This window comes from Leisingera aquimarina DSM 24565, from assembly GCF_000473165.1.
Lineage (GTDB): Bacteria > Pseudomonadota > Alphaproteobacteria > Rhodobacterales > Rhodobacteraceae > Leisingera > Leisingera aquimarina.
The window spans coordinates 456,957-474,654 of record NZ_KI421504.1; the positions used below are offsets into that span (position 1 = coordinate 456,957).

Below are 17,698 nucleotides of genomic sequence, written 5' to 3' on the forward strand. Positions count from 1 at the left end.
GGTTGATCCGCGCTCTCTCCTGTTCGCTGGGGCTGGTGGAGTGGCGGCGCCTCGCGGATTTTTCACTGTTGTCTGCGTTCTCCGCACCAGCGCCGGTATCAGGCAGCTTCCGGCTTCGCAGGTCGCGCAAATGCTGCGCGAACCTCTTCTCGAGAGTATTAGGAGATGTCCTCCGGTTTGAAAAACCGGGCTTCGATGAAGGGGATGCGGGACATCAGGGTAAGACCTCTGGCAAAGTTGGGCTGTTGGCCAGGAACGCCCGGCCGCTCAACATGGAACTGGCTGTGGGTTTAAAGGAAAACGGGCTTGCGGCTGTTTGATGCTGCTACCTGGGTCCAATCGATCTCTTCGAAAAGGGCATCGAACCGCACTTTGCTCAAGGTGACAGGCCCGGCCTGCGGTTTCGGCCAGGTGAAGCGCTTGCCGTTCAGCCGTTTCGCGATCAGCACAAGGCCGGAGCCATCCCAGACCAGAATCTTCAACCGGTCGGCACGCCGTGAGCGGAACACGTAAATCGCCCCGGAATAGGGATCGAGCTCGAAATTGTAGGCTACGCAGGCGGCAAGCCCGTCCATACCCTTGCGGTTATGCAGTCCTCTGCATAACCGCAACTATGTGGCGACGATTATTATGCGGAGCCGAAGAAGCAGACCGGCACTTTTTCGGACGGTTCCGCCTACATTGACTCCGCATAACTATTCTACCGCGCGGAAAGCATCGCGAGCAGTTTGTCCGGTGGCCGGAACTTGCCCGGCTTGATGCCGAGCGGCTCCAGAGCGTCAAGCATCTCGAGTTTTTCGGTTGGGCCGGCGCGCAAGTAGATCTCGGTGCTCTGGAGCGTGGCGTGACCAAGCCACAGTGCGACCTTGCGAATGTCCCGGGTCGCCTGAAGCATGTGCATTGCGCAGCTGTGCCGCAGAACATGGGGCGTTATCGATTTGGCCGCCAGGGTGGGCGCGATGCGGGCAGCCGTATTGGCATGTTTCTCGAGAATGTATTCGAAACCGGCACGCGTCATCATTCGACCGGCATTGTTCAGGAGAGCGCCGGTGTCGCCGACTTCGGGTCTGATCGCGATCCAGGCGCGAATTGCGGCAGCGGTTTCCTGCCAGAGCGGCAGCACGCCGCTCCCTTCGTCCTTTGCCAATGATATGGATGCTGGCAGGGGACCGCCCGTCAAACTGGTTGAGCCCGGCGCTGATGAGTTCGGAAACGCGCAGCCCTCCGGCAAAAGCCAGATGCAGCATGGCTCGATCACGGATGCCCGATGCTGTCCTCCGATCCGGAGTATCGAGCAGCGCTTGTACTTCTGTCCTCGAAAGCGACGCTACAAGCCTCTGATCAACCTTCTTCATCGGAATGGCATGCACCCGAAGCGCCTGGTCCAGCACGGCAGGTACTCGGTGCTCGAGATAGCGAAAGAAGGACTTTACGGCTGCCAGCCTTGCGTTGCGCGTACGGGCCTTGTTGCCTCGCGTCTGTTCGATGTGCTCGAGAAAGGCAAGGATCGTGGGCACGTCGATGTCTTCGATCTGCAGCAGGCACGGCCGCTTTCTCAATCGCCCGGCGGCGAATGTCACCAGCAGTTGGAAGCTGTAGGCATAGGCATCGCAGGTATGAACGCTTGCGCGTCTTTCATTGGGAAGATGGTTGCGCAGGAAGGCGGCGAGGTGCTGGGCAAGCTGGGCCATGCCGTCACCCCGCAATGCAGCCTCTCGCCGTCAGCTGCCATGTGTGTCATCAGCTCGGGTGTTACCTCGAGATACCAGTATGTATCGGTGACATGGGCATGCCCCAAATAGGTACTGAGGGCCGTGATATGCCGCGCCACGGCTTTGGAATCGTGCGCACAGGCCTCAAGGGAGCGAACAGCAAATGTGTGGGCGCAGATCATGAATCCCTGGGCCCGGTGTTCCTGCCGCACCGCGCAAGCCGATTGACCGCGTGATCTGGAGGAATACCGTTGCGACTGTCGAATAGGCGAGCGGCGTGCCCTGATGCGAAAGGAAAAGTGTGCCGCTCGGGCTGGCCGCCTTCAGACGCATCGTAAGATACCCGTCAAGAGCGCGTCGAGTCGTTGGATGCAGTGGCAACAGCCGGCTCTTCTTAAACTTGGTCTGGGCAATGATCAGGCCGTCATCGGTCACGTCCGGCAATCGAATGGCGATGGCCTCTGAAACGCGCATGCCTGTTGCCGCAATCAACCCGAACATCGTGGCGTAGGTGAGCGGCCGGATCAAGCCAGCGGGGCCAAGCCTCTGGGCGGCGTCGATCAGCCGTTGGATATCACTGGGACTGTAGATGTAAGGCGTGCGCCGCTTGCGGCTGGCACGGCCGAAGAGATCGGCGGAGGGAACTTCATGGCTCGGATCTTCGGCATTAAGCGCGCGCGCGAAGCGACGTACTGTCAAAAGCCGGTTGCGACGTTGTTCTGGAGAAGATGCCTGTAGTGCCCATTCTTGCACGGTGGCTGTTGTTACGACATGCTCACTGCGGCTCTCGGCAAAGGCAACGAAGTTGCGTAGAAGACTGCCTTGGGTACGGAATTTCAACCCCAGCGCCTGGTGCAGCGCGACATGATCGGCGAGGAGTTGACTCAGCATGTCAATTCTCCCGGCCAGGGTTGAGCGATCTGTTCCAGCATCGCGATACCGACCTTGGCGTAATGCGCAGTCATATCAAGCGAGCGGTGGCGCAGAACCGTGCCGACAGCTTCCAATGTGGCCCCGACCGCAGCATCGAAGTTGCCGCGGAGTGGCGCAGCAAGCTCGCTCCGCTCGATGGCGGATCGGAAATGCCGGCGCGCTTTAATGCCAGCGCCACAATGGCCGAGACGTGGCATGATTGCTCAAATGAGCGGTAGGGGCGACCATCATGAGAAAGACCGCGTCCTGAGGCATGCGCGGGCGTTCCTGTTCGATATACGCGAGAAGCGCATCGCCTACATCTTGCGGCAACGGCAGCCGAACCTGGCGACGCGCCTTGCCACTCAACTTCAGGATACCGGCGTTCCAGTCGATATCGCCCAGTCTGAGACCAGCGACATCCCCGGCCCGCACCCCCAGGCGCGCCAGAAGGAGCAGGATCGCCCGGTCCCGCAGGCGCCCCGGGCAAGCTGATCGCAGGATGCAATGACACGTTCCACATCTGCGGCTGCCAGATACCGCGGCAACGACGAAAGACGCCATTGTATGACCGGCGGAATGGCGTGATCGAGGTTGGGACGGCACAAGCCCGCGCCGGCGAGAAAGCGAAGATAGCTTCGCAAGGCGCTTGTTTATGGTTCTCAGGCCGGCCGGACCGGTTTCCCCCGCCATTTGCGGACAACAAAACGTATCCGGGCAGCATCATAATCGTGGGTCGCTGTACCGAGTTCCGGCAACAGCTTATTGAGGATGCGGAGATGACGGGAAACTGTCCGTTCCGCCAAACCCCGATGCAAACGCAGCCAGTGCTGATAGTCGTCAAGCAAGGGAAATTCTGGCGCGGCCTTCAACGGCGGAGGTGCGACGCCCGCACCTTGTAGGAAAACAACAAACCTTCTGGCACGTCGCGCATACTTTGGTGAGACATGCTGCCATCGCCGCCCGCCGGGACATTGGCACTGGTGTTCGGCGAAGCGACGAACAACTCCATCATCGACGCTGACCATCGGTATGCCGGTGCTTTCCAGCCAAACCGCGAAATGGCGTGCCGATGCCCTGTAGCCTTCAATGGTCAGCGGCGAATACCTCTGAGCGCCAAGCTCGTCCGCGAACTGATCGATCCACAACGAAACCGGCCCCGGATCCAGGAACCAGCGATTACGGTATTGGTCAGTCATCTTCTCTCTCCTCAAGGTGTGAAACCATCGCGGGAGAGCATAGTTATGCGGGGCGCATGTGCCTGTTTGTTCTGCCTAACCGGCTGTAAAAAAGCCACAATCCAAGAGGCGATGTACACGGCTCCGCATAATAATCGTCGCCACATAGTTGCGGAAATCCACCGGCTCCGAGGCAAGGTAAATCCGGAAGTTGCTGGCAGGAGAAATCATTGTGCTGCCCTCACGGCCCGCAAAACTTCCACCAGGTGATCGGCAGGATAGCCAAGGAGTATCTCGACAGCTGCCGCTCCGATACTGATCCGGCAGGAGGTGCTGCTTGCAGCCTCGGGTCCATTGACGTGAGGAGATGCAGAGGGCGGCTGGGCCACAGGAGCAACGACCTCGACAAAAGCTGGGTTCTTCCCGGAAGTGCCGGCCTTCTTAACCCAGAGAGCGACCAGCGATTTGTTGGCTCCGATCTCCTCAGCCGTCTCGCGGATTCCGGCTCCAGCAAGGATCGTTTGAACAGCCTTGGCGCGGAGCGCGTCAGGCCATTTACGCCGCCCGGAAGAGGAAACAGGGACCGTGAATCCCCACACCTTCACCTCTTCCGGCATCATTCCGTCCAGCATCACCACCTCCTTTCTTCAGGTGGCGCCAGTATCTCAAACCCCTTATTTTATTGAAACATGGGGTCTTTGCACCGCTTAAAAGTCATTCAAAACAAATCTGGCCGCCTGGAACTGTCGCAAGAACTTGAAGTCAAGAAAATCACACTTGAAATCCTGAACGGTATCAAGCCCCTGTTTCTCACTAAATGCACCCTCCAAGCAACTTCACTGTGCCCCCTGATCTCGGCCCGGGCGCTGAGCATGGACCCGCACCCACCACCAAACTCCAATTGCCCTTCCTGCCCGGATCACCGATAACCGGGAAACAGAAGACGAACGGATTTCCAACAGGAGCGCGGCGCACATGAGCGGGACACAATTCGGCAAAGGTTGTCACCTCCATCTGATCGACGGCTCGGCCTTCATCTTCCGCGCCTATCACGCGCTGCCGCCCTTGACCCGCAAATCCGACGGGCTGCCGATCGGGGCCGTGGCGGGCTTCTGCAACATGCTGTTCAAGCAGGTGGAGGACAACAAGGGCCCGGATGCGCCGACCCATGTGGCGGTGATATTCGACTATTCCGGCAAGTCCTTCCGTAACGAGATGTATGACCAGTACAAGGCCCACCGCCCGCCCGCGCCCGAGGATCTGGTGCCGCAATTCCCGCTGACCCGCGAGGCAACCCGCGCCTTCAATATCGCCTGCAAGGAAGTCGAAGGCTTCGAGGCCGACGATATCATCGCCACCCTGGCACATCAGGCGCGCGATGCCGGCGGGCGCTGCACCATCATTTCCTCCGACAAGGACCTAATGCAGCTGGTCGGCGGCGGGGTTGAGATGCTGGACGCGATGAAGAACAAGCGCATCGACAGCGACGGCGTGGTGGAGAAATTCGGCGTCGGTCCTGACCGGGTGGTGGATGTGCAGGCGCTGGCGGGCGACTCGGTTGATAACGTGCCGGGGGCTCCGGGGATCGGGATCAAGACCGCGGCCCTGCTGATCAATGAGTTCGGCGACCTGGAGAGCCTTCTGGACCGGGCCGAGGAGATCAAGCAGCCCAAGCGCCGCCAGACGCTGATCGAGAAGCGCGACCAGATCGAACTCAGCAAGAAGCTGGTGCAGCTGGACTGCAACATGGAGCTGGATTTCACCCTGGATGATCTGGAGGTGAAGGAGCCGGATGCCGAGACCCTGCTGACCTTCCTGTCGGAGATGGAGTTCCGCACCCTGACCAAGCGGCTGGCCGATCAGTTGGGGTTGGATGCGCCTGCGATCCCGGAGGCGCCTGCTGCCGTTTCCGAAGCCGCAGCCCCGGAGGCTGTGCCGTTCGACAAGGGCAAATACGAATGCGTCCGCGATGCGGCGGCACTGCAGGTCTGGGTCGACCGCATCCGCCAGCGCGGCTGGGTGGCGGCGGATACCGAGACCACCGGCCTGGATGAAATGGTGGTGGATCTGGTCGGCATCTCCCTTTGCGTGGAAGCGGGCGAGGCCTGCTATATTCCCCTGGCGCATAAGACCGGGGGCGACGATCTGTTCGGCGGCGAAGGGCTGTCCGAAGGGCAGATGCCCTTGGAAGTGGCGGTTGCGATGCTGAAACCGGTTCTGGAGGATCCGGCGATCCTCAAGATCGGCCAGAACATGAAATACGATGCCAAGATCCTTCACCGATACGGGGTGGAGATGGCGCCGATCGACGACACCATGCTGATGTCCTATGCGCTGCATGCAGGCCTGCACGGGCACGGCATGGACACGCTGTCGGAACGCTATCTCGATCACACGCCGATCCCGATCAAGCCGCTGTTGGGCAGCGGCAAGTCGGCGATCACCTTTGACCGGGTGCCGATCGAGGACGCGGTGCCTTATGCTGCGGAGGATGCCGACATCACCCTGCGCCTGTGGCAGCTGTTCAAGCCGCAGCTGCATCAGGAGCAGGTGACCACGGTTTACGAGACCCTGGAACGGCCGCTGGTGCCGGTACTGGCAGATATGGAGCGCTACGGCATCAAGGTGGACCGCGATACGCTGAGCCGCATGTCAAATGCCTTTGCCCAGAAGATGGCCGGGCTGGAGGCGGAGATTCACGAGCTGGCGGGCCGCAGCTTCAATGTCGGATCTCCCAAGCAATTGGGCGAGATCCTGTTTGACGAAATGTCCCTGCCCGGCGGCAAGAAGGGTAAAACAGGCGCCTATGCCACCGGTGCCGATATCCTTGAGGATCTGGCCACCGAGCATGATCTGCCCGCGCGGGTGCTGGACTGGCGGCAGCTGTCGAAGCTGAAATCGACCTACACGGATGCGCTGCAGGATCACATCAACGCCGAGACCGGCCGGGTGCATACCTCCTACACCCAGACCGGGGCGAGCACGGGGCGCATGGCCTCGACCGATCCGAACCTGCAGAACATACCGGTGCGCACCGAGGAAGGCCGCCGCATCCGCGAGGCCTTTGTGGCGGAGGAGGGCAATGTGCTCTTGTCGCTCGACTACAGCCAGATCGAGCTGCGCATCCTGGCGCATATGGCCGGCATCGACACGCTGAAAGCAGCCTTTGCCGAGGGGCAGGACATTCACGCAATGACCGCATCGGAGATGTTCGAGGTGCCGTTGGACGAGATGACGCCGGAAATCCGCCGCCAGGCCAAGGCGATCAACTTTGGTGTGATTTACGGCATCTCCGGGTTTGGCCTGGCGCGCAATCTGCGCATACCGCGCAAGGACGCGCAGGGGTTTATTGACCGCTATTTTGAGCGCTTCCCCGGTATCCGCAAATACATGGACGCGACGGTGGAGTTCGCCAAAGAGCATGGCTATGTGCAGACCCTGTTTGGGCGCAAGATCCACACGGCGGAGATCAACGCCAAGGGGCCGAAGGCCGGCTTTGCCAAACGCGCCGCGATCAATGCCCCGATCCAGGGGACAGCCGCCGACGTGATCCGCCGGGCGATGATCCGGATGCCGGAGGCGATTACCCATCTGCCCGCGCGGATGCTGCTGCAAGTGCACGACGAACTGCTGTTCGAAGTGCCGGAAGCGGCAGTGGAGGAGACCATCGCAGCCGCCCGCCAGGTGATGGAGACCGCCGCAGATCCGGCGGTGCATCTGGGTGTGAAACTGGTGGTGGACGCAGGCCGTGGCCAGAACTGGGCAGAGGCGCACTGAGGCGACCCCTATTGAGACAGACGGGGCACTCCCGCCCGGCTTCGATCTGGCGATCTCATCCCGTTGGGCCGGGCGCCGCTGACGCGGCGCGGAAAGTGCTGGGCCCTCTCCACTCCGGGTCAAGGGAGGCGTAGCCTCCGCGCGGTCAGCGCGGCTTGCCCTTGACGCGGTCCACTTGGAAACAATCGGAAACGCCCCTAAGGGCAGACCTGCCCGTAGGGGCTTCTCAGCAAAAAGCCTTGCGCCGCACCAGCGGCGCCACGCCCAACGGCTGCTGCGGCATCTTTGATGCTGCTTGCGGCAGGCGGGAGTTCTCCCTGTCCTACACTGCCCGGTATCAGTTTCCGGCGGGCTGCTTGACCAGTTTCACCACCAACCTGCGCACCAGAGGGGCAGCAATAAAAGCCACTGCAAAGGCAATCGGCCAGCTGACCGGCCAGGCCTGCATCCAGGCGCCGCCAAAACCCGCACCGAACCCCAGCGCTTTCCAAGTCGCCACGCCAGTGACGATAAAAGACATCAGCCCCGACAAAATCAGGCTGAACAAAACAGGAGCAAATCGGGCAGGCAGCATCGGCAGGGTCCTTCCTGTGATCCAGCCGCCCTTATGCCGCGCCGGCTTTCACATTTCAATTCACGAATGTGAAAGCCGGCCTGCGGCGGCTCAGCGCATCCAGCCGAGGCTGTCTTCGGTGCGCCGGGTCGAGGGCGTGTATTCAGCGCTGATCCATCCGTCATAGCCGCTGGCCTCGATGGCGGCAAACAGCTCTTGGAAATCCACCGGCCCGGTGCCCGGCTCGCAGCGGCCCGGGGCGGCGGCGATCTGCACATGCATCGCATGGCGGCCGAATATGTCCCAGACCTTGGCCGCATCGCCGTGGATTAGCTGGGCGTGATAGGCATCATACTGCAAGCCGACATTGGGGCGGTCCACCGCCTCCAGCACCTCCATCGCCAGGTTGTAATCGTCCAAAAAATAGCCGGGCTGGTCGCCGCTGTTCAAAGGCTCGATGGTGAACTGCTGCTCGGGCGCCTGGCCGGCGGCCCATTGCAGGTTTTCGACAAAAGTCTGCTGCGCCGCTGCGCCCTTGGCATAGCCCGCCATCACGTGGATCCTGCCGGCCTTCAACGCCTCGGCGTAGCGCAGCACCCGGCGGATGTCGCGTTGGAACCGATCAACGCCTTCGGGCACTGCAGCATAGCCGGGCATGCCGCCGGTGTAGTTGGGCGGCGGCGCGTTGATCAGCAAGAGCTCCAGCCCGTTGGCCAGCAATGCGCGCTGGGTCTCCTTGGCGGCAAGCTCATAAGGGTAGAGGATTTCCACCGCCTCGAACCCTGCCGCCGCGGCGGCCTGGAACCGGTCGAGATAGGGCAGCTCGGCAAACAGCATCGAGATGTTGGCTGCGAATCTGGGCATCGGGTTTCTCCTGGTTTCACGGAGGTTTATCCCGCGCAAAACCGTAAGGCCAAGAGATAGAAAACGACGCATTGTCGCTTTCCCGCAAGACCTGAGGCTGCGATTCGGATGCAACTGCAGGAAACCGGCATATTTCCGCCGGGCCTCCAAAGGATAGCAGCCATGACGATGAGTCCCGAGCGCCTGTCTGCAGGCTCTTCTGCGCCGCTGCCTGCCAATGCGTTTGGCGGCAATGCCCTTGCGGCGGCGGCGATGATCACCTGGTCTGCGGGTTTTCCCGCGGCGGAGGTGCTGCTGCAAACCTGGCCGCCGGTGATGCTGCTGGCGGCACGGCTAGTGCTGGCGGCCACCGGGATCCTGCTGCTGTGGGCGATGCGCGAAGGGGTGCAAACCGTGTTGAGGGCGCCCTGGCGCAAAGGGCTGATGATCGGCTTCTTCGGCTTTGGCGCCAGCGCCTATCTGATCATCCAGGCGCAGGTGCTGACCAATGCGGTCACGGCGGCACTGATCTGTTCCGCCGCACCGGTGATCGGCGGGGTGATTGAGATGCTGCAAGGCCAGCGGCGGCTGGGGGTGCGGTTTGCGCTTGGCGCCGCAGCCACGGTGACGGGCGGCATCATCGCAACCAGTTCGCTGAGCGGTGCAGAGCTGGGGCTGGGTGCCGCAGCCGCCGCAGTTGCTATCACGCTGTATACTTGGGCAAGTTCCGCCTCGGTGCGGGCGCTGCCAGATCTTTCCCCGGCGGGGCGCAGTTCCGTCACCATCTGCGGCGGCCTGCTGTTGGCCAGCGTGATGACTGCAGGCACCGCGCTGCTGGGCGGCGAGTGGCTGCCCCGCGCGCCGGTCAGCGGCTATCAGCTGCAGATGCTGCTGATTTTCGGCCTGGTTTCGGTGATGCTGAGCCAGCTGTTGTGGCTGTCCTCGGTTGACCGGCTGGGGGTGGCGCTGGCCTCGTTCCATACCAATCTGGCGCCATTTTACGTTATGATCCTGATGCTGTTCCTGGGGGAAAGCTGGGAGTGGCCGCAGGCGATCGGTGCCGCGGTAGTGGGTCTGGGTGTTGTGGTTGCGCAGGACAGGCGGCCCAAACTGGCGGAGCCGATGGGCGGCAGCCGGGCGTAAGGCTTAAAGGAAATCAAAAAGGCGGCGCCCTCCCCGTGGGGGAGGGCCGGGCGATGATCCATCAGGATGCCTAGGCGTTTATTCCGCTTCCAGCTCGGCTGACGGGATCAGCGGGAAAAATGCGCCGCCGGACCAGACGCCGAACCAATCGTCGTGATGCTCTCCCAGTTCCGCCAGCCGGTAGAAGCTCTTGCGGTCGATCAGCGCCTCCAGTCCGGCGCGCACCATGACGTAAGGAGCGGGCTCGCCGGTTTCCGCGTCGCGTTCCACCCGGATCACGTGGTCCGGGCCGGCCTCGGCGGTGTCGCCGATATTGGTGGTGAAAGCGATGACCTGATCGCGCCCCTCGCCTTCGGCATTGAAATCCACCGCCACAAAAGGGGCGTCCTCGACGGTGATGCCAACCTTCTCAACCGGGGTGACAAGGAAATACTTGCCATCCTCCAGTTTCAGGATCGAGGCGAACAGCTTAACCAGTTCAAACCGGTTGAAAGGCGTGCCGAGGTAGTACCAGCTGCCGTCGCGGGCGATACGGATGTCCAGGTCGCCGCAGAACGGCGGGTTCCACAGGTGGACGGGCGGCAAACCCTTGCCTTTGCCCGCCGCTTTGGCCGCTGCGGCAATGCCTTCAGCATCGGGGGTCACAGCTTTTTGTCCGCTCATTGCTTTTGCCATTTCCAGTCAGCACGATAGAGTGACAGCATATATCCGGGAAACGAGGAATGTCATGCCTGAAACGGACGATTTGCTGGCCGGTATCGAAGCGCTGGAAGCCAAGCTGCAAGAGGCGCGCGCGTCGATCACCAAGCGATTCATCGGACAGGAACGGGTGGTGAACCTCACCCTGTCGGTGCTGCTGTGCGGCGGCCACGGGCTGCTGATCGGCCTGCCGGGCCTCGGCAAGACCCGGCTGGTCGAGACGCTGAGCACAGTGATGGGGCTGGATGGCAACCGCATTCAGTTCACGCCGGACCTGATGCCGGCGGATATTCTCGGCTCCGAGGTGCTGGACACGGCGGAGGACGGCCACCGATCGTTCCGGTTTGTGCCGGGGCCGGTGTTTTGCCAGCTGTTGATGGCGGATGAGATCAACCGCGCCAGCCCGCGCACCCAGTCGGCGCTTTTGCAGGCGATGCAGGAACGCATGGTGACGGTGGCGGGCGAGGACCGTTCCCTTGGCGCGCCGTTCCATGTGCTGGCGACCCAGAACCCGATCGAGCAGGAGGGCACCTATCCGCTGCCAGAGGCGCAGCTGGACCGGTTCCTGTTGCAGATTGATGTGAATTACCCCGACCGCGCGACGGAGCGGGACATCCTGCTGGCCACCACCGGCGCTGAGGAAGCAGAGGCTTATCAGGTGTTTACCGCCGCTGAGCTGATCGCGGCGCAGGACCTGCTGCGGCGGATGCCGGTAGGCGAGTCGGTGGTGGAGATGATCCTGGACCTAGTGCGCGCCTTCCGCCCTGAAGAACCCGGCGTGTCCGAGCATGTGGCGCAGACCGTGGCCTGGGGGCCAGGGCCGCGGGCGGCACAGGCGCTGATGCTGGCCGTGCGGGCGCGGGCGCTGCTGCAGGGGCGGCTGGCGCCCAATGCCGAGGACGTGCTGGACATGGCGCAGCCGGTGCTGAGCCACCGGATGCAGCTGAACTTTGCCGCAAGGGCGCGGGGTGACAGCCTGGCTGCGCTGATCGCGGAAACCGCGGCGGATCTGGCCCGGCCCGGGGCCGCCGCGTGACAAGGCCTGTCGCCTCTGAAGCTGCAACCGGATTGCGGCACCGGGCCGAGGCCGAGGCCAGCGCTCTGCCGCCGCTTCTGGTGCAGGCCCGGCATCTGGCGGGGTCCGTCCTGATGGGGGAGCATGGCCGCCGCCGAGCGGGCACGGGGGATGATTTTTGGCAGTACCGGCCGGCCCAGGCCGGCGATAGCCGCCGAATGATCGACCACCGCCGTTCTGCCCGCGGTGACATCCAGTTTGTGCGCGAGCGCGAGTGGCAGATTTCCCAGACCGTGCATCTGTGGGTGGATACCGGCGCCTCGATGCGGTTTGCCTCCTCTCCCGAACTGCCACAGAAGGCGGAGCGCGCGCGGCTCCTGGCGCTGGCGGCCTCGGTGCTGATGGTGCAAGGCGGCGAGCGGGTGGGCCTGACCGGCGGCAGCCTGCCGCCCCGGCGCGGCAACGTGCAGATCCTGCGGCTGGCCGAGGCGCTCTCGGACGATGAGGAACAGGACTACGCGCCGCCCAATGACCGCGCCCTGATCCCGCATGCCCGCGCCCTGTTCATTTCAGATTTCCTGGGACCGTCCGAACCGATGGAGCAAGCCCTGTCCAAGGCTGCCGCGCGCGGCGTGCGCGGGGTGCTGTTGCAGGTGCTGGACCCGGCAGAAGAAGCCTTTCCGTTCTCGGGGCGCACCCTGTTTGAAAGCATCAATGGCGGTGTCACACATGAAACATTGAAGGCCTCTGCGCTGCAGGAGCGCTATCTGGACCGGCTGGCAGAGCGCCGCACCGTGCTGGAGCGCTTATGCCGCGAGGCCGGCTGGCGGTTTGGCCAGCATCACACCGGAGACCCGGCGCAGACCGCGCTGATGTGGCTCTATCACGCATTGGAGCGGACCGCGCCATGACAATGATTGCAGGCATTGGTTTCAGCGCGCCCTGGCTATTGCTGGGGCTGCTGGCCTTGCCGGTGCTGTGGCTGCTGCTGCGCGCGGTACCGCCTGCGCCGAAGCGCCAGCCGTTTCCGGCGGTGACGCTGCTCTTGGGCCTCAAGGACGACGAAAGCCTGTCGGACCGCACCCCTTGGTGGCTGCTGCTCTTGCGTATGCTGGCGGTGGCGGCGGCGATCATCGGGCTGGCGGGGCCGGTGCTGAATCCCTCCACCGAAGAGACCGGCGGCCGCGGGCCGCTTCTGATTGTGATGGATGCCAGCTGGGGCGGGGCTGCGGGTTGGAAACAGACCAGCGCCCAGGCCGCGGCGCAATTGGAGGAAGCAGGCCGGGCAGAACGCCCGGTGGCGCTGCTGCGGCTGAGCGCACCGGAGATGCTGCAGTTCCGCGCTGCCAGCGATTGGCAGCGGCAGCTGGCCGGGCTGGCGCCCCTGCCCTGGCAACCGGGACCGGATCAGCTGCAGCAGGCCTTGGCCGCGATTGACGGGGCAGAGGGCGGATTTGACACTATCTGGTTCAGCGACGGGCTGGAATACCAAGGCCGCGAGGGCCTGATCGAAGCCTTGGGCCGCCGCGGCGATATCGAAGTGTATGAGCAACCGCTGCCGGTGCTGGGGCTGCTGCCGGCCAGCTATTCCGGCGGGGCTATCGAACTGACGGTGCAGCGCAGCCGCGCCGGGCCTGCGCAGGAGGTTTCCGTGGTGGCGCAGGGCAAGGACCCAGGCGGCACTGCGCGCAGCCTGACGGCGCTGCCGCTGCGGTTCGCAGATGGTGCCCGCACGGCCTCGGCTGAGCTGTCGCTGCCGGCTGAGCTGCGCGCGCGGCTGTCGCGGTTTGAAATCCGCGATATGAAATCCGCAGGCGCAGTGGCGCTGACCGATGACAGCTTACGCCGCCGCGAGGTGGCGCTGGTCTCCTCTGAAAGCGCCGATGAAGGCCTGGCGCTGCTGTCTCCACTGCATTACCTGCGCCAGGCACTGGCGCCCTCAGCCGAGCTCCTGGAAGGCGCGCTGGAGGATCTGCTGCCTGCCAACCCGGATGTGATCGTGCTGGCGGATGTGGCGCGGCTGGCGCCCGCGCAGGAAGAGGCGGTCATCGAATGGGTGGAAAACGGCGGTCTCCTGTTGCGCTTTGCCGGACCGCGGCTGGCCGCCAGCGACACCGCCCGCAGCGGCGAAGAACCCCTGATGCCGGTGCGTTTGCGCATTGGCGGCCGCAGCATTGGCGGCGCGATGAGCTGGGGCGAGCCGAAGACCTTGGCGCCTTTTGCCGAGGGTTCTCCGTTCTATGGGCTGGAGGTGCCCGGCGAGGTTTCGATCAGCTCGCAGGTGGTGGCGCAGCCCGATCCGCAGCTGGCAGACCGGGTGATTGCAGAGTTGGCGGACGGCACCCCGCTGGTCACCCGCAAGTCGCTGGGCCAGGGCCAGGTGGTTCTGTTTCACGTGACCTCCAATGCGGAGTGGAGCAGCCTGCCGCTGTCGGGCCTGTTTGTGTCAATGCTGGAGCGGCTTGCGGTGTCATCCTCTGCCGCGGCACCACAAGCAGAGGATCTGGAGGGCACCACCTGGAGCCCGGTTGAGGTGCTGGATGGCTTCGGCCGGCTGACGGCGGCGGAAACGCTGCCGGGCGTCAAAGGCCCGGATCTGGTGGCAGCACCCGCCGGGCCGGAGCTGCGGCCCGGTGTCTATAATGGCGGGCGGCGGATGCTGGCCCGCAATGTGCTGCGCCCAGGGGATGAGCTGCAGGCCGCGCGCTGGCCTGCCTCGGTTGCGGTCAGCGGCTACGGCGCACCGCAGGAATTGCCGCTAGGCGGCGCACTGCTGACACTGGCGCTGATGCTGCTGGCGGCGGATGTGCTGGGCACGCTGGCTATCTCCGGCCTGCTGGGCGGTGCCCGGACTGCTGCGCTGGCGGCAGCACTGGGGCTGGCGGCATGGGCCGCACCGCAGGGCCTGCAGGCGCAGGGCACACCGGCGCCTGAAGATTTCAGGGCGGCGGAGCTGGCCTCAGAACTGGTGCTGGCGCATGTGCTGACAGGTGAGCGGGAGGTGGACCGCATCGCAGCGGCTGGCCTGCGCGGATTGACGGAGACGCTGTATTTCCGCACCTCGGTCGAGCCTGCTGCCCCGGCAGCCGTGGATCTGGAGCGGGATGAGCTGGCGTTCTATCCACTGCTCTATTGGCCGGTGACGCGGGATCAGCCACTGCCCTCGTCCCAGGCCTATGGCAAGTTGAACGCCTATCTGCGTGCCGGCGGGATGATCCTTTTTGACACCCGCGATGGGGATCTTGCGGCCTCGGGCGCCACCAGCCCGGCGGCGCGGCGGTTGCAGCAGATAGCCTTGCCGCTGGACATTCCGCCGCTGGAGGTGCTGCCGGAGGACCACGTGCTGACCCGGGCCTTTTATTTGCTGCAGGCCTTCCCCGGCCGTCACAGCCGCGGCCCGGTCTGGGTGGAAGCCGCACCGCCGGATGCGGAACAGGCGGAGGGCATTCCGTTCCGCAATCTAAACGACGGGGTGACGCCGGTGGTGATCGGCGGCAACGACTGGGCGGCGGCCTGGGCGGTGGACGGCAACGGCCGGCCCCTGCTGCCGGTCGGGCGCGGCTATGCCGGCGAGCGGCAGCGAGAGCTCGCGTTCCGCTTTGGCGTCAACCTGGTGATGCATGTGCTGACCGGCAATTACAAATCCGACCAGGTGCATGTGCCGGCACTGCTGGACCGGCTGGGGCAATAGGGGAACGCGATGACACAGACAATCCTGTTTGACCCGCTGGTGCCCTGGCCCGTGATCTGGGCCGCGGGCGGCGTGACCCTTTCGGTGCTGATCCTGGGTGTTTGGAAGGGGTTGTCGGGCTGGGCCTTGCGCGCCCTGGCGGCGCTTGTGCTGCTGGCCGCGCTTGCAGGCCCGGTGCATCAGAGCGAGGACCGTGCACCCTTAAGCGATATCGTGATTGTGGCCGAGGACCAGACCGCCAGTCAGCGATTGCGCGACCGCCCGGAGCAGATGGCGCGGGCGCGGACCCAGCTGAAGGCAGCATTGGCTGCCCGGGCAGGCACCGAGGTGCACTGGGTCACGGTCCCGGATGGTGAGGGCGACGAGGGAACGCGGTTGATGGGGGCCATCACGCAGGCCCTGGCAGATGAGCCGCGGGCACGGGTGGCCGGCATCATCGCATTGTCCGACGGGCAGGTGCATGACGCGGGCCAGGTGTTGAACCTGCCTGCGCCGATGCATCTGCTGCTGACCGGCCGTAAGGATGATTGGGACCGCCGTCTGATCGTGAAAAACGCCCCCGGCTTTGCCATCATCGGCGAGCCGGTGAAGCTGACGCTGCGGGTCGAGGATCAGGGCGCGGTGCCGGTTCAGGGCGGCTTTGTTGATTTGGATATTTCGGTCGGCGGTGACGCCCCGCAGCGCTTTACCCTGCCGGTCGGCGTGGATTTCGAGCTGCCGATGGTGCTGAAGCACGGCGGGCGCAATGTGATCCAGTTCAGCGTGCCGGAAGAACCGGGCGAGCTGACCGCGCGAAACAATCATGCGCTGGTACAGATCAATGGGGTGCGCGACCGGCTGCGGGTGCTGCTGGTCTCGGGCGAGCCGCACGCGGGCGGGCGCACCTGGCGCAACCTTTTGAAATCCGACAGCGCGGTGGATCTGGTGCATTTCACCATCCTGCGCCCTCCCGAGAAGCAGGACGGGGTGCCGGTGGAGGAGCTGTCGCTGATCGCTTTCCCCACCCGCGAGCTGTTTCTGGAGAAGATTGAGGATTTCGACCTGATCATCTTTGACCGCTACAAGCGGCGCGGCATCCTGCCAGCGGTCTATCTGGACAATGTGGCGAACTACGCGATGGGCGGCGGCGCGGTGCTGGTGGCGGCGGGGCCGGATTTTGCCAGCGCCGACAGTATCTACCGCTCGCCCCTGTCGCTGATCCTGCCGGCGGAGCCTTCGGCGCGGGTGCTGGAGGAGGCCTACCGCCCCGAGGTGACGGATCTGGGCAAGCAGCATCCCGTGACCTCGGGCCTGGAGGGGGCGGAGGAGTGGGGCCGCTGGCTGCGCCAGGTCGATCTGCGCGCGCCTGAGGGCCATGTGCTGATGAGCGGCGCGGGCGAACGGCCCCTTCTGGTGCTGAACCGAGTCGGCGAGGGCCGGGTGGCGCTGCTGGCGTCAGACCACGCCTGGCTGTGGAGCCGCGGCTATGAAGGCGGCGGGCCGCAGCTGGAACTGCTGCGCCGTCTAGCCCATTGGATGATGAGGGAACCGGAGCTGGAGGAAGAAGCGCTGTGGGCCGAAGCCTCGGGCCAGCGGATGCGGATCCTCCGCCGCACCCTGGCCGGGCAGGCCGGGCCGGTGACGGTGACCAACCCGGATGGCTCCACCGTGGAGCTGGCGCTGCGCCAGACCGCGCCGGGCCAGTGGGAAGCCCGCTATGAAGGGCCGGAGGCTGGGCTCTACCGGCTGGAGGAAGGCGGCGAGACGGCAGTGGCGGGGCTGGGGCCTGCGGCACCGAAGGAGTTCGAAGAAACCATTGCCACCGGCGATGTGCTTGCCCCGGTGCTGGAACCTTTGCGTGGTGGTGTGCTGCGGCTGGAGGACGGGATGCCGTCCTTGCGCAGCGTGCGGGCCGCACGGCCCGCGGCGGGCCGCAGCTGGATCGGCCTCACACCGCGGGAAGCTTATGAGACCCTCTCGGTCAGCCAAGGACCGCTGCTGCCAGGCTGGCTGGCGCTGGTGATGGCGTCTTTCTTTACCGTCGCGGGCTGGCTGCGGGAAGGGCGGCGGTAGACGATTTCAACCGGTTTCACAACGGGCGGGGCCCTCCCGCCCATCGCAGGTTTCCTGCCGGAACCCAGCGAAAGTTGGGCCATGCGCCGCGCCAAAGGCGCGGCGCGGATCGCTTCGGGCGCA

The 17,698-nt window shown here is 64.3% G+C and carries 16 protein-coding genes and 1 pseudogene; 6 read left to right on the forward strand and 11 right to left on the reverse strand.

The window, feature by feature from the left end; genetic code table 11:
- Window positions 1–290: 290 nt before the first annotated feature.
- The 8 genes and pseudogenes from tnpB to AQUI_RS0106140 form a co-directional block, all read right to left on the reverse strand.
- Window positions 291–575: an IS66 family insertion sequence element accessory protein TnpB gene (gene tnpB / locus AQUI_RS0106110; RefSeq protein ID WP_156916786.1), complete on the reverse strand. Its 285-nt coding sequence runs from the start codon at window positions 573–575 to the stop codon at window positions 291–293.
- Window positions 576–700: 125 nt separating this feature from the next.
- Entirely contained in the window at window positions 701–1,147 is a 447-nt protein-coding gene (locus AQUI_RS31830) for a tyrosine-type recombinase/integrase (protein ID WP_245596867.1), read from the reverse strand.
- Window positions 1,148–1,178: 31 nt separating this feature from the next.
- A pseudogene (locus tag AQUI_RS31835) lies at window positions 1,179–1,691 on the reverse strand (site-specific integrase); the annotation flags it as partial.
- Between the two features lie 165 nt (window positions 1,692–1,856).
- A complete protein-coding gene (locus tag AQUI_RS27310; RefSeq protein WP_211235996.1) occupies window positions 1,857–2,603 on the reverse strand; it encodes a tyrosine-type recombinase/integrase in 747 nt (248 codons plus the stop codon).
- On the reverse strand, window positions 2,597–2,842 hold the full coding sequence (locus tag AQUI_RS31450; RefSeq protein WP_027256719.1) for a hypothetical protein: 246 nt from the start codon (window positions 2,840–2,842) through the stop codon (window positions 2,597–2,599). Before AQUI_RS31450 ends, AQUI_RS27310 begins: the two co-directional genes overlap by 7 nt.
- On the reverse strand, window positions 2,808–3,317 hold the full coding sequence (locus AQUI_RS32430; RefSeq protein ID WP_425411811.1) for a tyrosine-type recombinase/integrase: 510 nt from the start codon (window positions 3,315–3,317) through the stop codon (window positions 2,808–2,810). The genes AQUI_RS31450 and AQUI_RS32430 overlap by 35 nt, the downstream gene beginning before the upstream one ends.
- Window positions 3,287–3,823 (reverse strand): hypothetical protein, encoded by a 537-nt coding sequence (locus tag AQUI_RS31460; protein ID WP_211235998.1) that lies wholly within the window; start codon window positions 3,821–3,823, stop codon window positions 3,287–3,289. The genes AQUI_RS32430 and AQUI_RS31460 overlap by 31 nt, the downstream gene beginning before the upstream one ends.
- Window positions 3,824–4,029: 206 nt before the next feature.
- Window positions 4,030–4,434, reverse strand: a complete 405-nt coding sequence (locus AQUI_RS0106140; protein WP_027256721.1) for a transposase — start codon at window positions 4,432–4,434, stop codon at window positions 4,030–4,032.
- A gap of 343 nt (window positions 4,435–4,777) precedes the next feature.
- On the opposite strand from AQUI_RS0106140, the gene polA reads away from it, so the two are divergent.
- Window positions 4,778–7,579 carry a DNA polymerase I gene (gene polA / locus AQUI_RS0106150; protein WP_027256722.1) on the forward strand — a complete coding sequence of 934 codons (2,802 nt, stop codon included), beginning with the start codon at window positions 4,778–4,780 and terminating at the stop codon, window positions 7,577–7,579.
- A 337-nt stretch (window positions 7,580–7,916) separates the two neighbouring features.
- On the opposite strand, the gene AQUI_RS0106155 is transcribed toward polA, so the two are convergent.
- Window positions 7,917–8,153 carry a DUF2798 domain-containing protein gene (locus AQUI_RS0106155; protein WP_027256723.1) on the reverse strand — a complete coding sequence of 79 codons (237 nt, stop codon included), beginning with the start codon at window positions 8,151–8,153 and terminating at the stop codon, window positions 7,917–7,919.
- Between the two features lie 90 nt (window positions 8,154–8,243).
- A complete protein-coding gene (locus AQUI_RS0106160) occupies window positions 8,244–8,996 on the reverse strand; it encodes a hydroxypyruvate isomerase family protein (protein WP_027256724.1) in 753 nt (250 codons plus the stop codon).
- 162 nt (window positions 8,997–9,158) lie between these two features.
- Between AQUI_RS0106160 and AQUI_RS27320 the strand changes: the two genes are divergently transcribed.
- A complete protein-coding gene (locus AQUI_RS27320) occupies window positions 9,159–10,118 on the forward strand; it encodes a DMT family transporter (protein WP_245596869.1) in 960 nt (319 codons plus the stop codon).
- Between the two features lie 78 nt (window positions 10,119–10,196).
- On the opposite strand, the gene AQUI_RS0106170 is transcribed toward AQUI_RS27320, so the two are convergent.
- On the reverse strand, window positions 10,197–10,781 hold the full coding sequence (locus AQUI_RS0106170; RefSeq protein WP_027256725.1) for a DUF1285 domain-containing protein: 585 nt from the start codon (window positions 10,779–10,781) through the stop codon (window positions 10,197–10,199).
- 64 nt (window positions 10,782–10,845) lie between these two features.
- On the opposite strand from AQUI_RS0106170, the gene AQUI_RS0106175 reads away from it, so the two are divergent.
- From AQUI_RS0106175 to AQUI_RS0106190, 4 genes are read left to right on the forward strand one after another with little or no spacing between them, the layout of a single operon-like run.
- Complete coding sequence (locus AQUI_RS0106175; protein ID WP_027256726.1) at window positions 10,846–11,853, forward strand: AAA family ATPase; 1,008 nt, start codon at window positions 10,846–10,848, stop codon at window positions 11,851–11,853.
- Entirely contained in the window at window positions 11,850–12,743 is an 894-nt protein-coding gene (locus AQUI_RS0106180) for a DUF58 domain-containing protein (RefSeq protein ID WP_027256727.1), read from the forward strand. Before AQUI_RS0106175 ends, AQUI_RS0106180 begins: the two co-directional genes overlap by 4 nt.
- On the forward strand, window positions 12,740–15,523 hold the full coding sequence (locus AQUI_RS0106185) for a DUF4159 domain-containing protein (protein ID WP_027256728.1): 2,784 nt from the start codon (window positions 12,740–12,742) through the stop codon (window positions 15,521–15,523). The genes AQUI_RS0106180 and AQUI_RS0106185 overlap by 4 nt, the downstream gene beginning before the upstream one ends.
- A gap of 9 nt (window positions 15,524–15,532) precedes the next feature.
- The gene (locus tag AQUI_RS0106190; RefSeq protein WP_027256729.1) at window positions 15,533–17,575 is read left to right on the forward strand and encodes a membrane protein; all 2,043 of its coding nucleotides are present in this window, start codon (window positions 15,533–15,535) and stop codon (window positions 17,573–17,575) included.
- The last annotated feature ends 123 nt before the right edge of the window (window positions 17,576–17,698 follow it).